The sequence below is a fragment of the Phocaeicola sartorii JCM 17136 = DSM 21941 genome, from assembly GCF_054653615.1.
This window is the reverse complement of sequence record NZ_BAAIFW010000005.1, coordinates 2,907,895-2,924,710: the sequence shown is the minus strand read 5'-3', so window position 1 is coordinate 2,924,710 and position 16,816 is coordinate 2,907,895. Positions and strand designations below refer to the sequence as shown.

Here is a 16,816-nt window from a genome sequence, read left to right as displayed (position 1 = left end):
ATGAATCCATTAATATCAATAGTAACAGTTTGCTATAATTCTATAGGTGAAATAGAAGATACTATTTTGTCTGTTATAGATCAAACCTATCCTAACGTTGAGTATATTATCATAGACGGTGGTAGTACAGATGGAACAGTAAATATCATTAAAAAGTACGTAGACAAGATTGCTTATTGGATCAGTGAGCCAGATAATGGAATTTATGATGCGATGAATAAAGGGATAAAGGTGGCAAAAGGAGAATGGATTAATTTTATGAATAGTGGAGACCGGTTTATTGCTAGTAATGTTTTGGAAAAAATATTTTCAAGTGAATTGGAAGGTGGTATAACCTTTCTTTATTCAGATTATTACATTACTAATTTTTGGAATAGACGAGAATGTGTACATGCAAGTAGGGAAAAAGGAATCATACTACACCAGTCTGTCATATATAAAAAGATTCTTCATGAAAGATTTGGTAATTATCTGGTTACACCAAATTATATTGTTTCTGATTATTTGTTTTTCTTATTGATACCTAAAAGTGAGATGAATAAAGTAGATGTTAATATATCTATTAGTAATCAAGCGGGGGTGTCATCTGGAGATTGGTGTGGTTTTCAAAAGATAGTAGTTGATTACTGTTTAAATGAAATATCAATAGAAAAGACAATCGGGAAATTAATAGTTGGTTATTTGAAGAATATAGTAAAGAAAATAGTACGGAAAATAATAAAAAAATAAATGATTCAGTATGTCATATTATGATTTTACGACCTTTTTAATGGAGAATTTGGATTTGTTTATTTATATATTCTTTTTATCTCTATTTTTTATTGGTTGTTTATTTTGGAAGCATTATTTGTCTATATGGGATCCTTTTACAATATCTGTTCTTGCTTCGACAGCAGGTTTTTCAGTAGTCCAGTTACTATACATACAAGAAGAAATAGAATGGTATTATTATGTCCACTATCTTTTAACTCAAACGGCTTTTTGGATTGGTTTTCTTTGGTTTAATAAGAGGATACAAATAAAGGTGATTTTACATAGATCTAAGATAAAATATCGGTATTTCAGAATTTATGTTCTACTTGTTTGTTCCTATTTATTGTTGAACTTAATAGGCTATATAACAGCAGGAATACCAATTTTTGCAGAGTACAGGCTTGGTGCTATTGGTATAGGTGGAGGTTTTGGAATTGTAACTAGGGCATTGTCTATTATTCAAATATTTGTTATTTATTTTACTTATTATTATTTGTTTTCAAAAAATGAATTTATAAGGAGGGTGGCTTTATTTTCATTGATGCTAATATTGTTAGTCTCTTTTTTGTCTGGTGCTAAAAGTGCTTTTTTAAATTTGTTGACCATATTGTTTCTCTTTTATATCTTAAATAGAGATTTGTACTATAGACAATTTCTTTTTTTTAAACGATATTCTTTGCTTTTTTTTGTTGGATGTTTTTTAGCGGCATTGGTTGTTATTATAGTACAAACTCAAGGCTCTATGCAAAATGCGTTTTCATTGATGTTGTTTAGAATTGTTTCTTATGGTGATACTTATTATATGGCGTATCCAAATGCTAATATCGAATCTTTGACTAGCGAAGGCTGTTTTAGTTTCATTTTTGGTGATCTTCTTAGGACTATACGAGTTATTCCATCTAATGGGTATTTAGGTATGGGGTATGAATTATATGATATTGCAAATGGAACAGTAGGTGCTTTGGCAGGTCCTAACCCAAGGCATAATGTTATTGGATATGTTAGCTTAGGATATTGGGGTAGTATCCTTTTTTCTTTTTGTGGAGGTCTTTTTTTGAAGTTAATGAGATATAGAATATTCAACTGTTACTATCTTTCTGAGTACAAGAAAATATTTTGTATCTTATTTTATAAAATAGCAGTGGGTTTTGAAACGGATGCACCGCGTTGCTTTACAGATGTTACTAATTTTTTGCTATTTGTTCCATTGATTTTATGTCTTGATTCACTGTTGAATCTAAATAAAAAGATTCGTTTATCTTCTGTTTTACTTAGATGATTTATTCGGTATGATATCAGTATGTATGGCCACATATAATGGTGAGGAATACGTGGCAGAACAAATTCAGAGTATTTTGTCTCAATTAGAACAAAATGATGAAATTATAATTTCGGATGATGGCTCTTGTGATAATACGTTGAATATTATTTTACAGTTTGAAGATGCTAGAATCAAACTGTTCCATAATAAAAATCATGGTTTGATACATAATTTTGAGAATGCTTTAAAAAACGCTATAGGTGATTATGTATTTTTATGTGATCAAGATGACATTTGGCTACCTCATAAAGTAAGTGAGATGTTTGATGCTCTACAGTTATATGATTTGGTCGTTTCTGATTGTACTGTTGTGGATAAGAATTTAAATATAATATTAGAATCATTTTTTAAGCAAAGGTCATCTGGTGAAGGTTTATTGAAGAATTTATACAAAAATTCATATTTGGGATGCTGTATGGCATTTAGGCGGAAGGTCTTGGAATATGTTTTACCTTTTCCAAGGTATATTGCAATGCATGATATTTGGATTGGATTGATGGTAGAACTACATGGAACTTCTTATTTCCTTGAAAAACCATTGATGCTATATAGGCGGCATGGCCATAATGCAAGTCCATCTTCTGAAAAAAGTAGCTATTCTTTCTTTTACCAAATAAGGTATCGGATTTATTTTATATATTCTTTGTTTGAAAAAATATTAAAATGAAAATTTCTCTTATAACAGTTACTTATAACAGTGGTCGAACATTGTCTGCTACATTGTCTTCTGTTCTGTCTCAAACGTATTCAGATATAGAATATATAGTGGTTGATGGATTGTCTGGAGATAATACGGTTTCGATTATAGAAGAGTATAGTCGCCTGTTTAAAGGTAAATTACGGTTTTTATCAGAATCTGATAAAGGCATTTATGATGCAATGAACAAAGGAATTCAAATGGCTACAGGGGATATTGTTGGAATACTTAATTCTGATGATTTGTTGATGGATAATAATGTATTGAAAGATATTGCATTAGCATTTGATTGTGAAACAGATGCAATTTATGGAAATTTATATTTTGTGAGACAGGATAATACTAATCGTATTGTTCGTGTTTGGAAAGGAAGTTCATATAAAAGTTTTACTACAGGTTGGCATCCTGCACATCCTACTTTTTATGTGCGTCGTGAGGTATATGAAAAGTATGGTGCTTTTGATATTACTTTTGATGTATCAGCAGATTTTGAACTGATGCTTCGGCTGATAGAAAAATGTCATATCCGTATTAAATACATTGATAGGTATATGGTGAGGATGAGAGTCGGTGGTGAAAGTACAGGCAGTATTGAAAAGATTATAAAAGGCAATAAAAATATTGTAAAAGCTTTTAAAAAGAATGGTGTATCAGTTTCTCCTTTTTATCCCATCATCCGCTTGTTTCCTAAAGCTGTGAATTTAATGAAGTGTAAGTTGCGTTTTTGATAATAGCGTTGTGACTGTTTGTAATAGAATCATTGGTTAATAGATGAAAATAAATAGCTGAAACTTCAATCAGTAATAAAATAAACACTACTTTTGTGGTATAACTTAAAAACGTTTGGGTAAATATGGAAAGTGCATCTTTTAATATCCAATTGGACTATAATCAGATACGTGATATAGTCGGTCAGTTGTCAGACGAAGATAAACTTCGTTTAGCAAACGAATTGATTGCTCAAACGAGAAAGAGTAAATTAGAGTATTTCCAAGGTGTTTTTAAAGGGAATGAAGCAGTGGATGAACTTCCTTCTATGGGAGAGATACAGGAGGAAGTGGATGCTGTAAGACAGGAACTTTATGAAAAACGGAAAAGAGGTTAGGGTCATTGTTGATACTAATATTTGGATTAGTTTCTTGATAGGACGGAAAATGTCACATTTGATGACTGTTTTAACCCATCCTGAGATTCAATTTATCTTTTCTAAAGAATTATTAACAGAATTATATTGTGTTACTCAGCGGAAAAAGTTTGCAAAGTATTTTTCGGCATCCGATAAAGTGGATGAGTTTATGATGTATTTGCAAACGATTGGTAGAGTTTATGAATTACCTCATGATATACCTTCTCGGTGTAGGGATGTAAAAGATGATTATTTGTTGGAATTAGCAATTCAGTCTGATGCGGATTTTTTAATAACTGGTGATAATGATTTGTTGGTCATTGCAAAGATTGAACATTGCCGCATTGTTACTATTATGGAGTTTGAATTACTTTGGAGTGGTGACAGCTCTGATCGGATGCTACTGAATGAATCAGAAATTGTTTATCGTACTGTTCGCATAATTAAATAACTTATTGTTTCAGATATTTCTTAGTCCCTCATGGCCAATCACGGTAATGAGGCTGTCCTTCTATATCTTTATTTGTAAAAATCAACAACATGAAACAACAGACTGACGCGTTCATTCCTGATGGGATGAACGTCTTTCAGCGTAATGTCAAGCGGGTGGGAGACTGCTTGATAGCATTCATTGCGCTTATCATTTTTTCTCCTTTGTTTTTATATTGTTATCTTGCCGTGAAGCGCGAGGATGGCGGTCCCGCCATATTCAAGCAGGAGCGGATAGGCCGCTTCGGGAAGCCATTTTATATTTATAAGTTCCGGAGTATGCGGCTGGATGCGGAGAAGTTGGGACCAGCTCTTTATAAAGGTGGAGAAGATCCGCGATTGACAAAAATAGGTAAATTTCTTCGTGAGCATCATCTGGATGAACTCCCCCAATTGTGGAATGTGTTTATAGGTGACATGGCCTTTATTGGTCCGCGTCCCGAACGTCAGTTCTACATTGACCAGATCATGGAGCGGGATTCGCGTTACCGGTTCCTCTATCAAATCCGTCCGGGAGTCACCTCATACGCTACGCTTTATAATGGCTACACGGATACGATAGAAAAGATGCTCCGTCGTCTTCGTTATGATTTGTTTTATCTGGAACACCGTTCCTGGCTTTTCGACTTTAAGATTTTGGTAAAGACTTTCCTCAATATCGCCTTTGGCAAGAAATTCTGAAAATGATTGTTCCTTCTTTCCGCCTTTATCATTTTGCGGTGAAACTTATTTGGAAGCGTATGCTGATGCTTGCCTTGCTGTTCTGGCTTGGGCTGGCGGGAGTGTATTATATAGTGAACGGTATGACCATCTGGCATGAATACCATGGGTGGCTGCCGCTGATGATAGCAGGTACTTATTTTCTGTTTATGGATGTGAAACTGATGCTGATTATGATGAGACATAAAGAGAAGAAGAAATGGAAGCGGTATAAACTGGAAAACAAATTCAACGAATGAAAAGGGATAAAAGAAAGGGAATGACGGAAAGGTATCCGATGAAGAAGGTTCGTCGGGCAGGTTTGCTTCTCTTTGTTCTGTGCATGTCTCAGGCTGTTGAGGCCCAGATAAATTATGGCACAACAGGACTGATGAATATGCCTACTGCGGATATGCAACGTGATAAGACCTTCATGGTGGGAGGTAACTGGTTGAACCGTCATGCCACGGTGCCCCGCTGGTGGTATGACACATGGAATTATTACATTAACATTACCATTTTCCCTTGGCTGGAAGCCGGATATTTATGTACGGGGCATAAAGCTGTCCCTACGGATTATGGCAATAATTCCGGCTTTTGGATTCCTTCTACGTATGGTAAGTTTACGAATCAGGATCGTTCTTTCCATTTTCGTTTGCGGGTATGGAAGGAGGGCTGGTGGAAGTGCTGGACTCCTCAGATAGTGATAGGTGCGAATGATGTGATAGGCGATTCGGCCCATGGCGGATCATTGTCCGGTCAGTCAGAACAGGGATATGGGAACGGTTTTTGGAATCGTTACTATTTGGCTATAACCAAACATATTTGTTTGGAAAATATCGGAACGTTGGGGGGACATATTTCATGGATTTATAGTCGGCGTTTTGATAATAGAATGAATAATCTCGCGGTCGGCGCTAATTTTCGTTTCGGGCTGAAGGAGAACGGTGCGTTGATGCTCAGGATTATCAATGGTGTGAATTTGATGGGGGAGATAGTTCCGGGTTATACTGATGTGAGATCCGATTTGACATTTAATCCCGATGGTCCGAGATATCAGGTAAATATAGGAATGGAGTATCATTTTTGGAAAGACTATATAAATGCTGTGGTGGAGTTAAGCCGCTGTCGTTATTTTTCCGGTGGCCTTGTGTTCAGGGTGCATTTAAAATAATTTAGACTAAAAGAAAAAGGTATCCCCGGTAACATTTACCGGGGATACCTTTTTTCAGGGAAGAATAACACTTTGTTATCTGTAACATTTTAGTTGCGGAACTTCAACCCGTCACCAGCAGTTTCTACGATAATCGGTTTGCTCCGGTCTACTTCCTGTGACAATAGCTTTTTGGACAAATCATTCAGCAGATAGCGCTGGATGGCACGTTTCACAGGACGGGCGCCGAACTCGGGATCATAACCTGTGCCGGCAATGAAACGGACGGCCTCATCGGTCATTTCCAAAGTAATGCCGTTGCCGGCCAGCATATTCTTGATCCCGTTGATTTGTAACATCACAATCTGTTCTATCTCTTCTCTGTTCAGAGGCAGGAACATGATTGTTTCGTCTATACGGTTCAGAAACTCCGGTCGTATCGTCTTTTTCAGCATGGACATTACCTCTTTTTTCGTCTCTTCAATCACCACTTCGCGATTTTCGTCATTAATCTTTTCGAACTGGCTTTGAATGTAAGCGCTGCCCAGGTTGGAAGTCATGATGATAATCGTATTCTTGAAGTTTACCGTACGTCCCTTGTTGTCGGTCAGACGTCCGTCGTCCAGCACTTGCAGCAGAATGTTGAACACATCCGGATGTGCCTTCTCTATTTCATCAAACAATACCACAGAGTATGGTTTGCGCCGGACGGCTTCCGTCAACTGACCGCCTTCATCGTAACCTACATATCCGGGAGGCGCTCCGATCAGACGGGATACAGAGTGTTTCTCCTGATATTCGCTCATGTCGATACGCGTCATCAGGCTCTCGTCATCAAACAGGTAGTCGGCCAATGCTTTGGCAAGTTCTGTCTTACCCACACCGGTAGTACCCAGGAAGATGAATGAACCTATCGGACGTTTCGGATCCTGTAATCCGGCACGGCTGCGGCGTACGGCATCGGATACGGCTGCTATGGCTTCATCCTGACCTACCACACGCAAATGCAATTCCTGTTCCAGATGAAGCAATTTGTCACGTTCGCTTTGCAGCATCTTGTTGACCGGTATCCCTGTCCACCGTGAAACAACATCGGCAATATCCTCGGCGGTAACCTCTTCCTTGATCATGGCACTGTCACCCTGTTTGTGCTTCAGATCTTCTTGAATATCCTTGATCTCATTCTCTAAAGCCTGCAATTTTCCATAACGGATTTCGGCCACTTTACCGTAATCTCCCTCACGTTCCGCTTTCTCGGCCTCGAACTTCAATTGTTCTATTTCCTGCTTGTTTTGCTGAATCTTGTTGACCAGTTCCTTTTCACTCTGCCATTTGGCTTTGTAAGAGGTTTCCTGTTCTTTCAGTTCGGCAATCTCTTTATTCAGCTGTTGTAATTTCGGCTCGTCTTTTTCACGTTTGATGGCCTCACGCTCAATTTCCAGTTGTTTCAGGTGACGTGAGATTTCATCTAGTTCTTCGGGCACAGAGTCACGTTCCATGCGCAGTTTGGCAGCAGCTTCATCCATCAGGTCAATCGCCTTGTCCGGAAGGAAACGTTCGGTGATGTAACGGTTACTCAATTCTACAGCGGCAATGATGGCTTCATCTTTGATACGCACCTTGTGATGGTTTTCGTAGCGTTCTTTCAATCCACGGAGAATAGAGATCGTACTCAGCGTGTCCGGTTCGGCTACCATAACGGTTTGAAACCGGCGTTCCAGTGCCTTGTCCTTTTCGAAGTACTTCTGATACTCGTCCAGAGTAGTGGCGCCGATGCTGCGGAGCTCACCACGTGCCAAGGCGGGTTTCAATATATTGGCGGCATCCATGGCGCCTTCACCTTTACCGGCTCCGACCAAGGTATGGATTTCATCGATGAACAGAATGATGCTGCCTTCGGCCTTGATCACCTCGTTGACAACAGATTTCAGACGTTCCTCAAACTCACCTTTGTATTTAGCTCCGGCAACCAGCGCACCCATATCCAATGAGAAGATTTGTTTGTTCTTCAAATTGTCGGGTACATCCCCTCGGATGATACGGTGTGCCAATCCTTCAACAATGGCGGTCTTGCCGGTACCCGGCTCACCAATTAAAATCGGGTTATTCTTGGTACGGCGGCTCAATATTTGTAATACCCTACGTATTTCTTCGTCACGTCCGATAACCGGATCAAGTTTTCCGCTGCGGGCAGCCTCATTCAAATTAATTGCATATTTGCTTAAGGATTGATAAGTGTCTTCGCTGGATTGTGAAGTTACTTTTTCCCCCTTACGTAGTTCTGCTATGGCGGAGCGCAGCTCCTTGTCTGTCATGCCCGCGTCTTTCAGTATGGTGGCGACAGTACTCTTTACATTCAGCAAAGCCAGGATGACCGCTTCCAGTGAAACGAACTCGTCACCCATCTCTTTGGAATACTGTACGGCTCTTTGCAATACCTCGTTGCTTTCACGGCTAAGGTAAGGTTCTCCTCCCGAAACCTTAGGCAGCGAGTCGATTTGCTTGTCGATGACCAGTGCGATCTGCTGGGCGTTCATCCCCAGTTTCTGGAAAATGAAGTTGGTGACATTTTCACCTACTTTCAGTACTCCGGCCAACAGATGCACAGGCTCGATAGCTTGCTGTCCGCGGGCTTGGGTCAAGTTCACCGCTTGTTGCACTGCCTCCTGTGATTTAATTGTGAAGTTGTTAAAATTCATATTGTATCTCCTTTCTAAATGTTATTCAAATACCTATTGAAAACGTAACCGCTACGGCTTTGTTCAATGGCTTTCGCGATTTCATTTGATCATCGTCAAATAGTTTGCCAAAAAGGAAAATAAAGCCTGAAAGGTAAAATAAGCAGACAAATTGACAGGGATTGCCGGCTTCTAAATGAAAAAAAGTCCGAATTGTACACAAAAAGGCAGATAACTCTTTTTGTAGGCAGATGATAATTGCTATCTTAGCATCGAAATCATAAAATGGAAGCGAGATGACAAATGAAATAAAGTTTGCAGATACTGTAATTCTGATGGATGTAGCCTATGTAGATAGGGTGGCGGCTGATTTATCCAGGCATTTTGGCGAAGTGGTGGGGCGTAAGTTGCCGAAAGCCGATTTGCCGGTGTTGCTGGAATGTCTGTCACTGGATAGTGGAATACCTTTGGGGGAGAATGCAGTTCAGGTATTATTTATTTATGACGAGGAAAGTAAGAAAATGGGTGCTCTCGAGCCGTCGGATTTGGAAAAGGAATTAAATAATGTGGCATTCAAGAGCCAGTTGGGAGAGTTCGCCCTTTATTCTTTCGAGCCGTCGGACATGGCTAGTCGCGAAGAGTTGTTTCTGGAGTCTTTGAAAGTGGTGGCTGACGCGAAAGAGGTGAAACGGGTGATTGTCGTCCCTGCCGAAGAAGAATATGGTGATAAAGTTCCTGCCATATTAAATAAGGTGGACGGAAAAGAAAAGATGACGGTATTCGGCATGAATCCTCCGGCCGGTGAAGTGGCTTATCAGTGGGAGATGTTTGGATTCGCTATTTTGCAATCGTTAGGAATTAAAGCAGACGAACTATAATCATTAAAAAAACATGTCTGATTTCAGGTTAAGAGTTTTCAGTAGTGTTGCGAAAAACCTCAGCTTTACGAAGGCTTCGCAGGAACTGTTTATCAGTCAGCCGGCTATAACCAAGCATATTCAGGAATTGGAAACGATGTACCAGACACGCCTCTTTGAGCGGATGGGCAACAAGATTTTGTTGACTGATGCGGGCAAGTTGTTGTTGGAGCATTGTGAGAAAATTTTGGAAGATTACGGACGTTTGGAGTACGAGATGAACTTATTACGTAATGAGCATACCGGTGAGCTGCGCTTGGGGGCCAGCACTACGATTGCCCAATATGTGCTTCCTCCCTTGCTGGCCCGTTTTATCGAGAAGTTTCCGCAAGTGTCTTTGTCACTTTTCAGCGGAAATTCCTCTGAGGTGGAAAAGGCGTTGCAAGAACATCGCATAGATCTGGCACTGGTAGAGGGCAATACCCGGCAACCTAATTTGAAATATACTCCTTTTCTGCAAGATGAGCTGGTGGCTATCGTCCATACTCGCAGCAAGTGGATGGATTATGATGAGATAACTTTGGATGAATTGAAAGAAATTCCTCTTGTGCTTCGTGAAAGAGGTTCGGGAACACTGGATGTATTGATTACCGCTTTGCATAAACACAACATAAAGTTATCAGACCTCACTGTCCGTATGCATCTGGGGAGTACAGAGAGCATTAAATTATTTTTGGAAAATAGTGAATGCATGGGTATTTTGTCTATCCGCTCTATCAATAAAGAATTGTATTCAGGAAAGTTTAAAGTGCTGGATATAAAAGACCTGGTGATGTTTCGTGAATTTGATTTTGTTCAATTGCAAGGACAGGACACAGGGCTCCCGGCTCTGTTCATGCAATTTGCCAATCATTATAAGGAAAAGTTATAACCTATAATTAAAAACGATAAGACTGTTATTGAAATATATAGTACTTTTGCACCCCGGAAAAAGGCAATTAACGTTAAAAAGAAAAATATATGATTTCAGTAACAGCTTTACAGCAAAACAACAAAACTATTTATGCAGGCGTGCTTTCCACATTAACGGTCTTTTTATTGATGGACTATATTCCGGCATTGGCTCCGTTTTCCCGTTGGGTCACTCCTCCCGTATCTTTATTTTTGGGGTTGATATTTGCATTGGTTTGCGGACAGGCCTATCCCAAGTTCAATAAAAAGGTTTCTAAATATTTGTTGCAATATTCTGTGGTAGGGTTGGGGTTCGGTATGAATCTTCAGGCTTCTCTGGCTTCCGGCAAGGAAGGAATGGAGTTCACGATCATTTCCGTAATCGGTACAATGATTATAGGTATGTTCATAGGGCGTAAATTGTTGAAGGTAGATCGTGATACGGCTTACCTTATCAGCTCGGGTACTGCAATTTGTGGGGGTAGCGCCATTGCTGCTGTGGGGCCTGTGCTGAAAGCTAAAGATAGCGAGATGTCTGTGGCTCTGGCTACTATCTTTGTCTTGAATGCCGTCGCTTTGTTTATTTTTCCGGTGTTAGGCCATACGTTGGGGTTGGACCAGCAACAGTTTGGTACTTGGGCGGCTATTGCTATTCACGATACGAGTTCTGTGGTGGGTGCAGGTGCGGCATACGGTGAGGAGGCATTGAAAGTGGCGACTACAATCAAACTGACTCGTGCCCTTTGGATTATTCCCTTGGCGTTCGCTACTTCTTTCATTTTCAAGGGAAGCGGTAAGAAAGTAAGCATTCCTTGGTTTATCCTTTATTTCGTTGTAGCTATCCTCTTGAATACTTATGTGCTGGATGGTGTGCCTCAATTCGGTCAGGCTGTCTCTGGACTGGCGCGCAAGGGTTTGATTATCACCATGTTCTTTATCGGTGCTTCACTCTCTATGGATGTGTTGAGGCAGGTTGGTATGAAACCGCTGATCCAAGGTGTTGCTCTTTGGGCGGTGATCAGTATTAGCTCATTGGCTTATATTCTACTTTTCTGACAGGGACTCATCTTGATATACAGGTAAAATCGTTCAAGATATTTATAGGATACGAATGACATGAATCAAACAATAAAGATTTGTGTCATTTGTTTTTTTATGAGAAGTCTGTATAAATTTTTGCGTTACTCCTTTTTGAAAACACAATATCTTTTTCTTTGTTTTTAGAAGTGCGTTAATACATTTTCTTTGAATTTTAAAAGAGAAAGATAATGGTAAAAGTAAGAATTAAATTGCGCTTGTCCAGTGTGCCGGGCAAAGCGGGGACAGTATTTTATCGGCTGTCTCACCAAAAGGTAGTGAAGCAGATAAACACTTCTATTCATTTATTGCCGGAAGTGTGGAATGTAGGAGGGGAGCGCCTTCGGGATGATGCTATCCAGGAAGATCCGCGCTTGCCGGCTGTTCAGCGGTTGATAGACAACGACATTGCTCTGATTTGGCAAATCATACAGTCTTATGAAATACAGAAAAAGAAATTCACTTTGCAACATGTCGTTGATGCTTTCCGCATTTCACAAGGATCGGGGAAAGTACTGGCATTTATGCAGCATTTGATTGACGAATTGTTTTCAAAAGGCAGTCGGGGTACTGCACGTAATTATCAGTGTACCTTGGCCAGTTTTAGTACCTTCCTCAATGAAAAGGATATTCCGTTTTCTTTGCTTAATGAGCCGTTGATACAGGAATATGCCGATTGGCTGGAGAAACGTGGGGTACTTCGCAATTCCTCTTCTTTCTATATGCGGAATCTTCGTTCCATGTATAATAAGGCGGTACGTAAGCAGGGGATCCGGCAACTCCACCCTTTCCAGAATGTATATACTGGTATTGACAAGACTCGAAAGCGTGCGGTCAGTGAGGAACTGATAGCTCGTTTGCTGGGACTGGAGCTTTCTGACAGCCCGCGTCTGGCTTTTGCCCGAGACTTGTTTATTTTCAGTTATTGCACCCGTGGAATGTCATTTGTTGACATGGCCTATTTACATAAGACGGATATAAAAAACGGATACATTTGTTATGCACGCCGGAAAACCAATCAACAATTGTTAGTCCGTGTAGAAGGCTGTGTGCAGAGAATTATAGACAGCTATACAGAGCGTACCCGGAATAGTCCTTATGTGTTTCCCATTCTTCATTCGGTGGACGATAAGGAAGCTTATTCGCAATATCAGACAGGATTACGTTATTATAATAAATGTCTGAAGGAAATCGCAGCCTTATTGGGAGATGGAATTACGCTGACTTCGTATACTCCGCGCCATTCGTGGGCTAGTATTGCCCGAAGCCATCATGTGTCTGTTTCCATTATAAGTGAAGGTATGGGACATGCATCTGAAAAAACAACGCAAATTTATTTGGCTGCTTTGGATAACTCTCTCATTGATAATGCAAATTCTGAAATTGTGATTTCATTGGAGCGGTGGAAAGATGAGAATGGGAAATTGTAGAAAAGGAAGGAGGGACGGACTTTTTCTTTTTGTGAAACTATGTGTGGAAAATAAAAATAATGGCAAAGGACATTATCGTTAATTGCATTTTTCAGAGTATATGGTTGTCCAACAATACCACCCAAATAATTAAAGATGCATTCTGTACCCACCGGATCACCATCTCTTTTTGGAGTAGCAGACAGTCCTAATCGACGATCTGCATTTATAGTGAAAATGCGCCTCCTATTTTCACTCGCAATTATATACTTTTGAGCAAGCAGGTATTATACACAATATTTGGTACAATAAAGTATATAGTTGCGTGTGAAAGTCGGGGCTTTGTGCTTAAAAAAAAGAAGGTGCGTATTTTGACACACCTCCGAGAAACTCATCTTGTGCATATAGGCATCAAAGCATGGCTGCGAACTTTCGTACTTTGGCAAGCCGTTCCATGAAAGATTTGTCGCAAGTGGCCTGTTGCATATTGTAGTCAAGCTGCATCCGCATCAGCAGTCCGGCACTGACCCCCAAAGCCGCCTCTAACAGCATTGCAGTGGAGGTGGTAAGAGGACGGCGGCAGTTCAGGATATCGTTCAGTACCTTGTAAGATATACCCGTTTGTGCGGCAAGCTGTGTCTGCGGCAAGCGTCGGCTCTCAATCTCTTCCTTGAGCAGTTCGCCCGGATGAATGGGGCGTTGGCATGTATATTTTCCCATATTCATATCTCCTATTTATAATGGTTCGACAATTCCAATATGTTACATATCGTCACGATGGTCTCCGATGAAACCTGCCTTACCGTGAACTCTATGCGGTACTGGTCATTTACCCGGATGGAAGAGATTCCTGCCTTGTCGCCTTTCAGCACTTCATAGTGCAAAGAGTTGATGGCATAGAGTTCTTCCACTCCTTGTGCCTGTTCCAGGATTTTGACACGCAACTGATAACGTGTTATGATATGAGGTTGGAAGCGGTGTTTCTTGTCTGTTGTCTTTCCTTCCTCATACAACTGCCGCAGGTATTCTTTGTCGAAGTTGATTTCCATCGCTGATCATTATGTTATTGTGCAAATGTACTGCTTTTTTTGAAATTCCACTATAAAAGTGGAAAATTATACGCTGATACTCAACAATTTTTATGCAACGATTGAAGTTTCCCGTTTCCCAATCTGTCAAAGAACGCTTCCTCTATAAGTCCCATCCTGTCAGCTTAGATGAAATATTTTATCGGTTGATATAATTGGTTTTCCTGTTTAAACCGCACCGGCTCCTCCAATGGGTTCCGGCGGCTTTAAAAGGCTTGTTTGAACTTGCTTTCTTCAAAGAGACCTTTTAATTTATCATCACTTTTTAGTTGGTTGATGATAGCGGACAGGACTTCTGCTTTGGGCAATTCTACGACAACGTCTGTCTTATATTTACCATCGCTCTGCCGGCTGTTCTCGCAAATTACTTTTAAGTTGGCAGCCTCTTGCCGGGTAACCATTTGGATCAGGTCTGAAAATTGTTCCCATTCTGCACTGCCGAATTTGCTTTGAGACTTGGCGGCCATTTCTGCCTTTGCCTTGATCTGGTTGGTTATTGCGGTACGGGCTGTAATGACCGCCTTCTTTTTGGAGGCGGTGGCGTCACCACTCTGGGCGGATGCCGAGGCACGGAAGAAGTCTGCGTTTGTACTATATGCACTTCCGGTACAAGGAGTGTTTTGTGCCTGTACCCATGTTGACATTCCAAGGACGAAGGCCAGAAAACAGATGAATTTATAATATTTCATAGGTTGGAGTTTTATCAATAATATTGCGAAGATAGAGGAATATTTGATAATATAAACAAGAAAAGAGAAAAAAAAGATGGAGCTTGCTTCATGAAATGATTATATTTGCAGAAATTAAATGAAAGGTTAGTATTTATGGAATCAACAACAAAATTCTATTCGTTAAATTACACGAACGCAAATACTTACTTGTTTGCGTTATTGTTTATTGCGGGTAACATGGTGTTGCCCCAACTTTGTCATCTGGTGCATTTGGGTGGTCCTGCTATGTTGCCCATTTATTTCTTTACATTAATAGGTGCCTATAAATATGGTTTCAAGGTGGGAATGTTGACGGCTGTTCTTTCTCCGCTTGCCAATAGTGTCTTGTTTGGAATGCCTTCCGTGGCCGTACTTCCGGCTATATTGGTAAAGTCGGTATTGCTGGCGGTGGCAGCGGGGTATATGGCAGAACGTTTCCGTAAGATTACCATCCCTGCATTGCTGGGCGTCGTTATGGCCTACCAGGTGGTGGGTAGTTTGATAGAATGGGCCCTTGTCGGTGATTTCTATCTGGCGGCACAGGATTTCCGGATTGGAATTCCGGGCATGCTGCTCCAGATTTTTGGTGGCTATGCGTTGCTGAAAGCTATTGCAAAAAGATAAGAAAAATCATTTAATAGTTCATAGAAAAAATGACAGGTACATTATTATTTTTAGGATTAGGAATGCAGGAAGTATTATTCATTGCATTGATTGTTCTTTTATTTTTTGGTGGAAAGAAGATACCCGAACTGATGAAAGGTCTGGGCAAAGGAGTCAAGAGTTTTAAAGAAGGGATGAACGGGTTGGAGGATGATATAGACGGGAAAGATAAGAAAGGGGAGACGAAGGAGTGACAGATAATGGGACAGCAGCAGAAGATACTGACTTTTTGGGATCATTTGGAAGAACTGCGCCATGTTTTGTTCCGCATTGCGGTGGCTGTGGTGTTTTTAATGCTGGTGGCATTCTTGTTTAAGGATGAGCTCTTTGCTATTGTTCTGGCGCCTAAGAATGCCGATTTTATTATTTATCATTTTTTTTGCCGGATGGCTGATGCCGTGGCCATGCCTTCCTTATGCCCGGAAGTCTTTTATGTAAAGATTATCAATACTCAATTGGCGGCTCAATTCATTACTCACATGAGTGTGTCCTTTTATGCGGGTCTTTTGCTGGCATCTCCTTATGTTATTTATCAGTTGTTCCGTTTTGTCTCGCCGGCTTTATACGAGAATGAAAAGAAATATTCTACCCGGGTTGTAGGGTGGGGTTATTTCCTTTTTATGATGGGAGTTCTTTTGAATTACTTTTTGATTTTTCCTCTTACCTTCCGTTTCCTTGCTACCTATCAGGTGAGTGTGGAAGTGGAGAATACGATCACTTTGTCCTCGTATATGGATACGCTGATGATGATGAGCCTGATGATGGGGATTGTTTTCGAGATTCCTGTCCTTTGTTGGCTTTTTGCCAAACTGGGATTTCTTACGGCTGATTTTATGAAGCGGTATCGTCGGCATGCTATTGTCATCATTCTGATAGTCGGAGCCATTATCACTCCTACATCCGATGTCTTTACATTGATGATGGTGTCTGTGCCTATGTATTTGCTCTACGAAGTCAGCATTTGGATTGTAAGCCGGACGGAGAAGAAACAACAGGAGGAATCTGTGGAGGAGGAAGTGTTTGAAAAACTATGAGAGGATAATCCTTATACGTATTAGCTCCATTTCATACGTATTGATTCATTCTATCGGAAGATAGAGTAAACAAATTCCATTTAGGATCGTGGAATAACACAAAAAAGCATT

Annotated in this window: 20 protein-coding genes; 16 read left to right on the top strand and 4 right to left on the bottom strand. The window is 40.3% G+C overall.

All coding sequences use genetic code 11. From position 1 onward, the window contains the following. From ACYQ0C_RS12465 to ACYQ0C_RS12425, 9 genes are all read left to right on the top strand, one after another. The gene (locus ACYQ0C_RS12465; protein ID WP_016277982.1) at window positions 1–729 is read left to right on the top strand and encodes a glycosyltransferase family 2 protein; all 729 of its coding nucleotides are present in this window, start codon (window positions 1–3) and stop codon (window positions 727–729) included. Between the two features lie 10 nt (window positions 730–739). After that, window positions 740–2,032 carry an O-antigen polymerase gene (locus tag ACYQ0C_RS12460; protein ID WP_016277981.1) on the top strand — a complete coding sequence of 431 codons (1,293 nt, stop codon included), beginning with the start codon at window positions 740–742 and terminating at the stop codon, window positions 2,030–2,032. A gap of 25 nt (window positions 2,033–2,057) precedes the next feature. Continuing rightward, complete coding sequence (locus tag ACYQ0C_RS12455; protein WP_016277980.1) at window positions 2,058–2,741, top strand: glycosyltransferase family 2 protein; 684 nt, start codon at window positions 2,058–2,060, stop codon at window positions 2,739–2,741. Then, on the top strand, window positions 2,738–3,499 hold the full coding sequence (locus ACYQ0C_RS12450) for a glycosyltransferase family 2 protein (RefSeq protein ID WP_016277979.1): 762 nt from the start codon (window positions 2,738–2,740) through the stop codon (window positions 3,497–3,499). The genes ACYQ0C_RS12455 and ACYQ0C_RS12450 overlap by 4 nt, the downstream gene beginning before the upstream one ends. A 125-nt stretch (window positions 3,500–3,624) precedes the next feature. Continuing rightward, a complete protein-coding gene (locus ACYQ0C_RS12445) occupies window positions 3,625–3,876 on the top strand; it encodes a hypothetical protein (RefSeq protein ID WP_016277978.1) in 252 nt (83 codons plus the stop codon). Next, the gene (locus ACYQ0C_RS12440) at window positions 3,854–4,348 is read left to right on the top strand and encodes a putative toxin-antitoxin system toxin component, PIN family (protein WP_016277977.1); all 495 of its coding nucleotides are present in this window, start codon (window positions 3,854–3,856) and stop codon (window positions 4,346–4,348) included. The genes ACYQ0C_RS12445 and ACYQ0C_RS12440 overlap by 23 nt, the downstream gene beginning before the upstream one ends. 89 nt (window positions 4,349–4,437) lie before the next feature. Next, on the top strand, window positions 4,438–5,067 hold the full coding sequence (locus ACYQ0C_RS12435) for a sugar transferase (protein WP_016277976.1): 630 nt from the start codon (window positions 4,438–4,440) through the stop codon (window positions 5,065–5,067). Between the two features lie 2 nt (window positions 5,068–5,069). Continuing rightward, on the top strand, window positions 5,070–5,345 hold the full coding sequence (locus ACYQ0C_RS12430; RefSeq protein ID WP_016277975.1) for a hypothetical protein: 276 nt from the start codon (window positions 5,070–5,072) through the stop codon (window positions 5,343–5,345). A 38-nt stretch (window positions 5,346–5,383) separates the two neighbouring features. Continuing rightward, entirely contained in the window at window positions 5,384–6,259 is an 876-nt protein-coding gene (locus ACYQ0C_RS12425; protein ID WP_025077215.1) for a YjbH domain-containing protein, read from the top strand. 89 nt (window positions 6,260–6,348) lie between these two features. On the opposite strand, the gene clpB is transcribed toward ACYQ0C_RS12425, so the two are convergent. Beyond that, window positions 6,349–8,937: an ATP-dependent chaperone ClpB gene (gene clpB, locus ACYQ0C_RS12420; RefSeq protein WP_016277973.1), complete on the bottom strand. Its 2,589-nt coding sequence runs from the start codon at window positions 8,935–8,937 to the stop codon at window positions 6,349–6,351. Between the two features lie 275 nt (window positions 8,938–9,212). Between clpB and ACYQ0C_RS12415 the strand changes: the two genes are divergently transcribed. The 4 genes from ACYQ0C_RS12415 to ACYQ0C_RS12400 all read left to right on the top strand — a co-directional run bounded on the left by ACYQ0C_RS12415 (window position 9,213) and on the right by ACYQ0C_RS12400 (window position 13,231). Next, the gene (locus ACYQ0C_RS12415) at window positions 9,213–9,794 is read left to right on the top strand and encodes a DUF6621 family protein (RefSeq protein ID WP_016277972.1); all 582 of its coding nucleotides are present in this window, start codon (window positions 9,213–9,215) and stop codon (window positions 9,792–9,794) included. 13 nt (window positions 9,795–9,807) lie between these two features. Then, entirely contained in the window at window positions 9,808–10,704 is an 897-nt protein-coding gene (locus ACYQ0C_RS12410; protein WP_016277971.1) for a LysR substrate-binding domain-containing protein, read from the top strand. Window positions 10,705–10,793: 89 nt separating this feature from the next. Further along, complete coding sequence (locus tag ACYQ0C_RS12405; protein WP_016277970.1) at window positions 10,794–11,780, top strand: YeiH family protein; 987 nt, start codon at window positions 10,794–10,796, stop codon at window positions 11,778–11,780. Window positions 11,781–11,992: 212 nt separating this feature from the next. After that, entirely contained in the window at window positions 11,993–13,231 is a 1,239-nt protein-coding gene (locus ACYQ0C_RS12400) for a tyrosine-type recombinase/integrase (RefSeq protein ID WP_016277969.1), read from the top strand. 390 nt (window positions 13,232–13,621) lie between these two features. On the opposite strand, the gene ACYQ0C_RS12395 is transcribed toward ACYQ0C_RS12400, so the two are convergent. The 3 genes from ACYQ0C_RS12395 to ACYQ0C_RS12385 form a co-directional block, all read right to left on the bottom strand. Continuing rightward, entirely contained in the window at window positions 13,622–13,930 is a 309-nt protein-coding gene (locus ACYQ0C_RS12395; protein ID WP_016277968.1) for a HigA family addiction module antitoxin, read from the bottom strand. An 11-nt stretch (window positions 13,931–13,941) separates the two neighbouring features. Next, the gene (locus ACYQ0C_RS12390; RefSeq protein WP_016277967.1) at window positions 13,942–14,259 is read right to left on the bottom strand and encodes a type II toxin-antitoxin system RelE/ParE family toxin; all 318 of its coding nucleotides are present in this window, start codon (window positions 14,257–14,259) and stop codon (window positions 13,942–13,944) included. A 245-nt stretch (window positions 14,260–14,504) separates the two neighbouring features. Next, window positions 14,505–14,987 (bottom strand): hypothetical protein, encoded by a 483-nt coding sequence (locus ACYQ0C_RS12385; protein ID WP_016277966.1) that lies wholly within the window; start codon window positions 14,985–14,987, stop codon window positions 14,505–14,507. A gap of 135 nt (window positions 14,988–15,122) precedes the next feature. Between ACYQ0C_RS12385 and ACYQ0C_RS12380 the strand changes: the two genes are divergently transcribed. Genes ACYQ0C_RS12380 through tatC form a run of 3 tightly spaced genes read left to right on the top strand, consistent with a single transcriptional unit; the run spans window position 15,123 to window position 16,705 of the window. Continuing rightward, entirely contained in the window at window positions 15,123–15,632 is a 510-nt protein-coding gene (locus ACYQ0C_RS12380; RefSeq protein ID WP_016277965.1) for a hypothetical protein, read from the top strand. Window positions 15,633–15,661: 29 nt separating this feature from the next. Beyond that, entirely contained in the window at window positions 15,662–15,865 is a 204-nt protein-coding gene (locus tag ACYQ0C_RS12375) for a Sec-independent protein translocase subunit TatA/TatB (RefSeq protein WP_016277964.1), read from the top strand. Window positions 15,866–15,871: 6 nt separating this feature from the next. Further along, the gene (tatC, locus tag ACYQ0C_RS12370; RefSeq protein WP_016277963.1) at window positions 15,872–16,705 is read left to right on the top strand and encodes a twin-arginine translocase subunit TatC; all 834 of its coding nucleotides are present in this window, start codon (window positions 15,872–15,874) and stop codon (window positions 16,703–16,705) included. The last annotated feature ends 111 nt before the right edge of the window (window positions 16,706–16,816 follow it).

Excerpts from the sequence above, each read along its gene's own strand:
- ACYQ0C_RS12465 (WP_016277982.1), top strand. The coding sequence starts at position 1 with ATGAATCCATTAATATCAATAGTAACAGTTTGCTATAATTCTATAGGT.
- ACYQ0C_RS12460 (WP_016277981.1), top strand. The coding sequence starts at position 740 with ATGTCATATTATGATTTTACGACCTTTTTAATGGAGAATTTGGATTTG.
- ACYQ0C_RS12455 (WP_016277980.1), top strand. The coding sequence starts at position 2,058 with ATGGCCACATATAATGGTGAGGAATACGTGGCAGAACAAATTCAGAGT.
- ACYQ0C_RS12450 (WP_016277979.1), top strand. The coding sequence starts at position 2,738 with ATGAAAATTTCTCTTATAACAGTTACTTATAACAGTGGTCGAACATTG.
- ACYQ0C_RS12445 (WP_016277978.1), top strand. The coding sequence starts at position 3,625 with ATGGAAAGTGCATCTTTTAATATCCAATTGGACTATAATCAGATACGT.
- ACYQ0C_RS12440 (WP_016277977.1), top strand. The coding sequence starts at position 3,854 with ATGAAAAACGGAAAAGAGGTTAGGGTCATTGTTGATACTAATATTTGG.
- ACYQ0C_RS12435 (WP_016277976.1), top strand. The coding sequence starts at position 4,438 with ATGAAACAACAGACTGACGCGTTCATTCCTGATGGGATGAACGTCTTT.
- ACYQ0C_RS12430 (WP_016277975.1), top strand. The coding sequence starts at position 5,070 with ATGATTGTTCCTTCTTTCCGCCTTTATCATTTTGCGGTGAAACTTATT.
- ACYQ0C_RS12425 (WP_025077215.1), top strand. The coding sequence starts at position 5,384 with ATGAAGAAGGTTCGTCGGGCAGGTTTGCTTCTCTTTGTTCTGTGCATG.
- clpB (WP_016277973.1), bottom strand. The coding sequence starts at position 8,937 with ATGAATTTTAACAACTTCACAATTAAATCACAGGAGGCAGTGCAACAA.
- ACYQ0C_RS12415 (WP_016277972.1), top strand. The coding sequence starts at position 9,213 with ATGACAAATGAAATAAAGTTTGCAGATACTGTAATTCTGATGGATGTA.
- ACYQ0C_RS12410 (WP_016277971.1), top strand. The coding sequence starts at position 9,808 with ATGTCTGATTTCAGGTTAAGAGTTTTCAGTAGTGTTGCGAAAAACCTC.
- ACYQ0C_RS12405 (WP_016277970.1), top strand. The coding sequence starts at position 10,794 with ATGATTTCAGTAACAGCTTTACAGCAAAACAACAAAACTATTTATGCA.
- ACYQ0C_RS12400 (WP_016277969.1), top strand. The coding sequence starts at position 11,993 with ATGGTAAAAGTAAGAATTAAATTGCGCTTGTCCAGTGTGCCGGGCAAA.
- ACYQ0C_RS12395 (WP_016277968.1), bottom strand. The coding sequence starts at position 13,930 with ATGGGAAAATATACATGCCAACGCCCCATTCATCCGGGCGAACTGCTC.
- ACYQ0C_RS12390 (WP_016277967.1), bottom strand. The coding sequence starts at position 14,259 with ATGGAAATCAACTTCGACAAAGAATACCTGCGGCAGTTGTATGAGGAA.
- ACYQ0C_RS12385 (WP_016277966.1), bottom strand. The coding sequence starts at position 14,987 with ATGAAATATTATAAATTCATCTGTTTTCTGGCCTTCGTCCTTGGAATG.
- ACYQ0C_RS12380 (WP_016277965.1), top strand. The coding sequence starts at position 15,123 with ATGGAATCAACAACAAAATTCTATTCGTTAAATTACACGAACGCAAAT.
- ACYQ0C_RS12375 (WP_016277964.1), top strand. The coding sequence starts at position 15,662 with ATGACAGGTACATTATTATTTTTAGGATTAGGAATGCAGGAAGTATTA.
- tatC (WP_016277963.1), top strand. The coding sequence starts at position 15,872 with ATGGGACAGCAGCAGAAGATACTGACTTTTTGGGATCATTTGGAAGAA.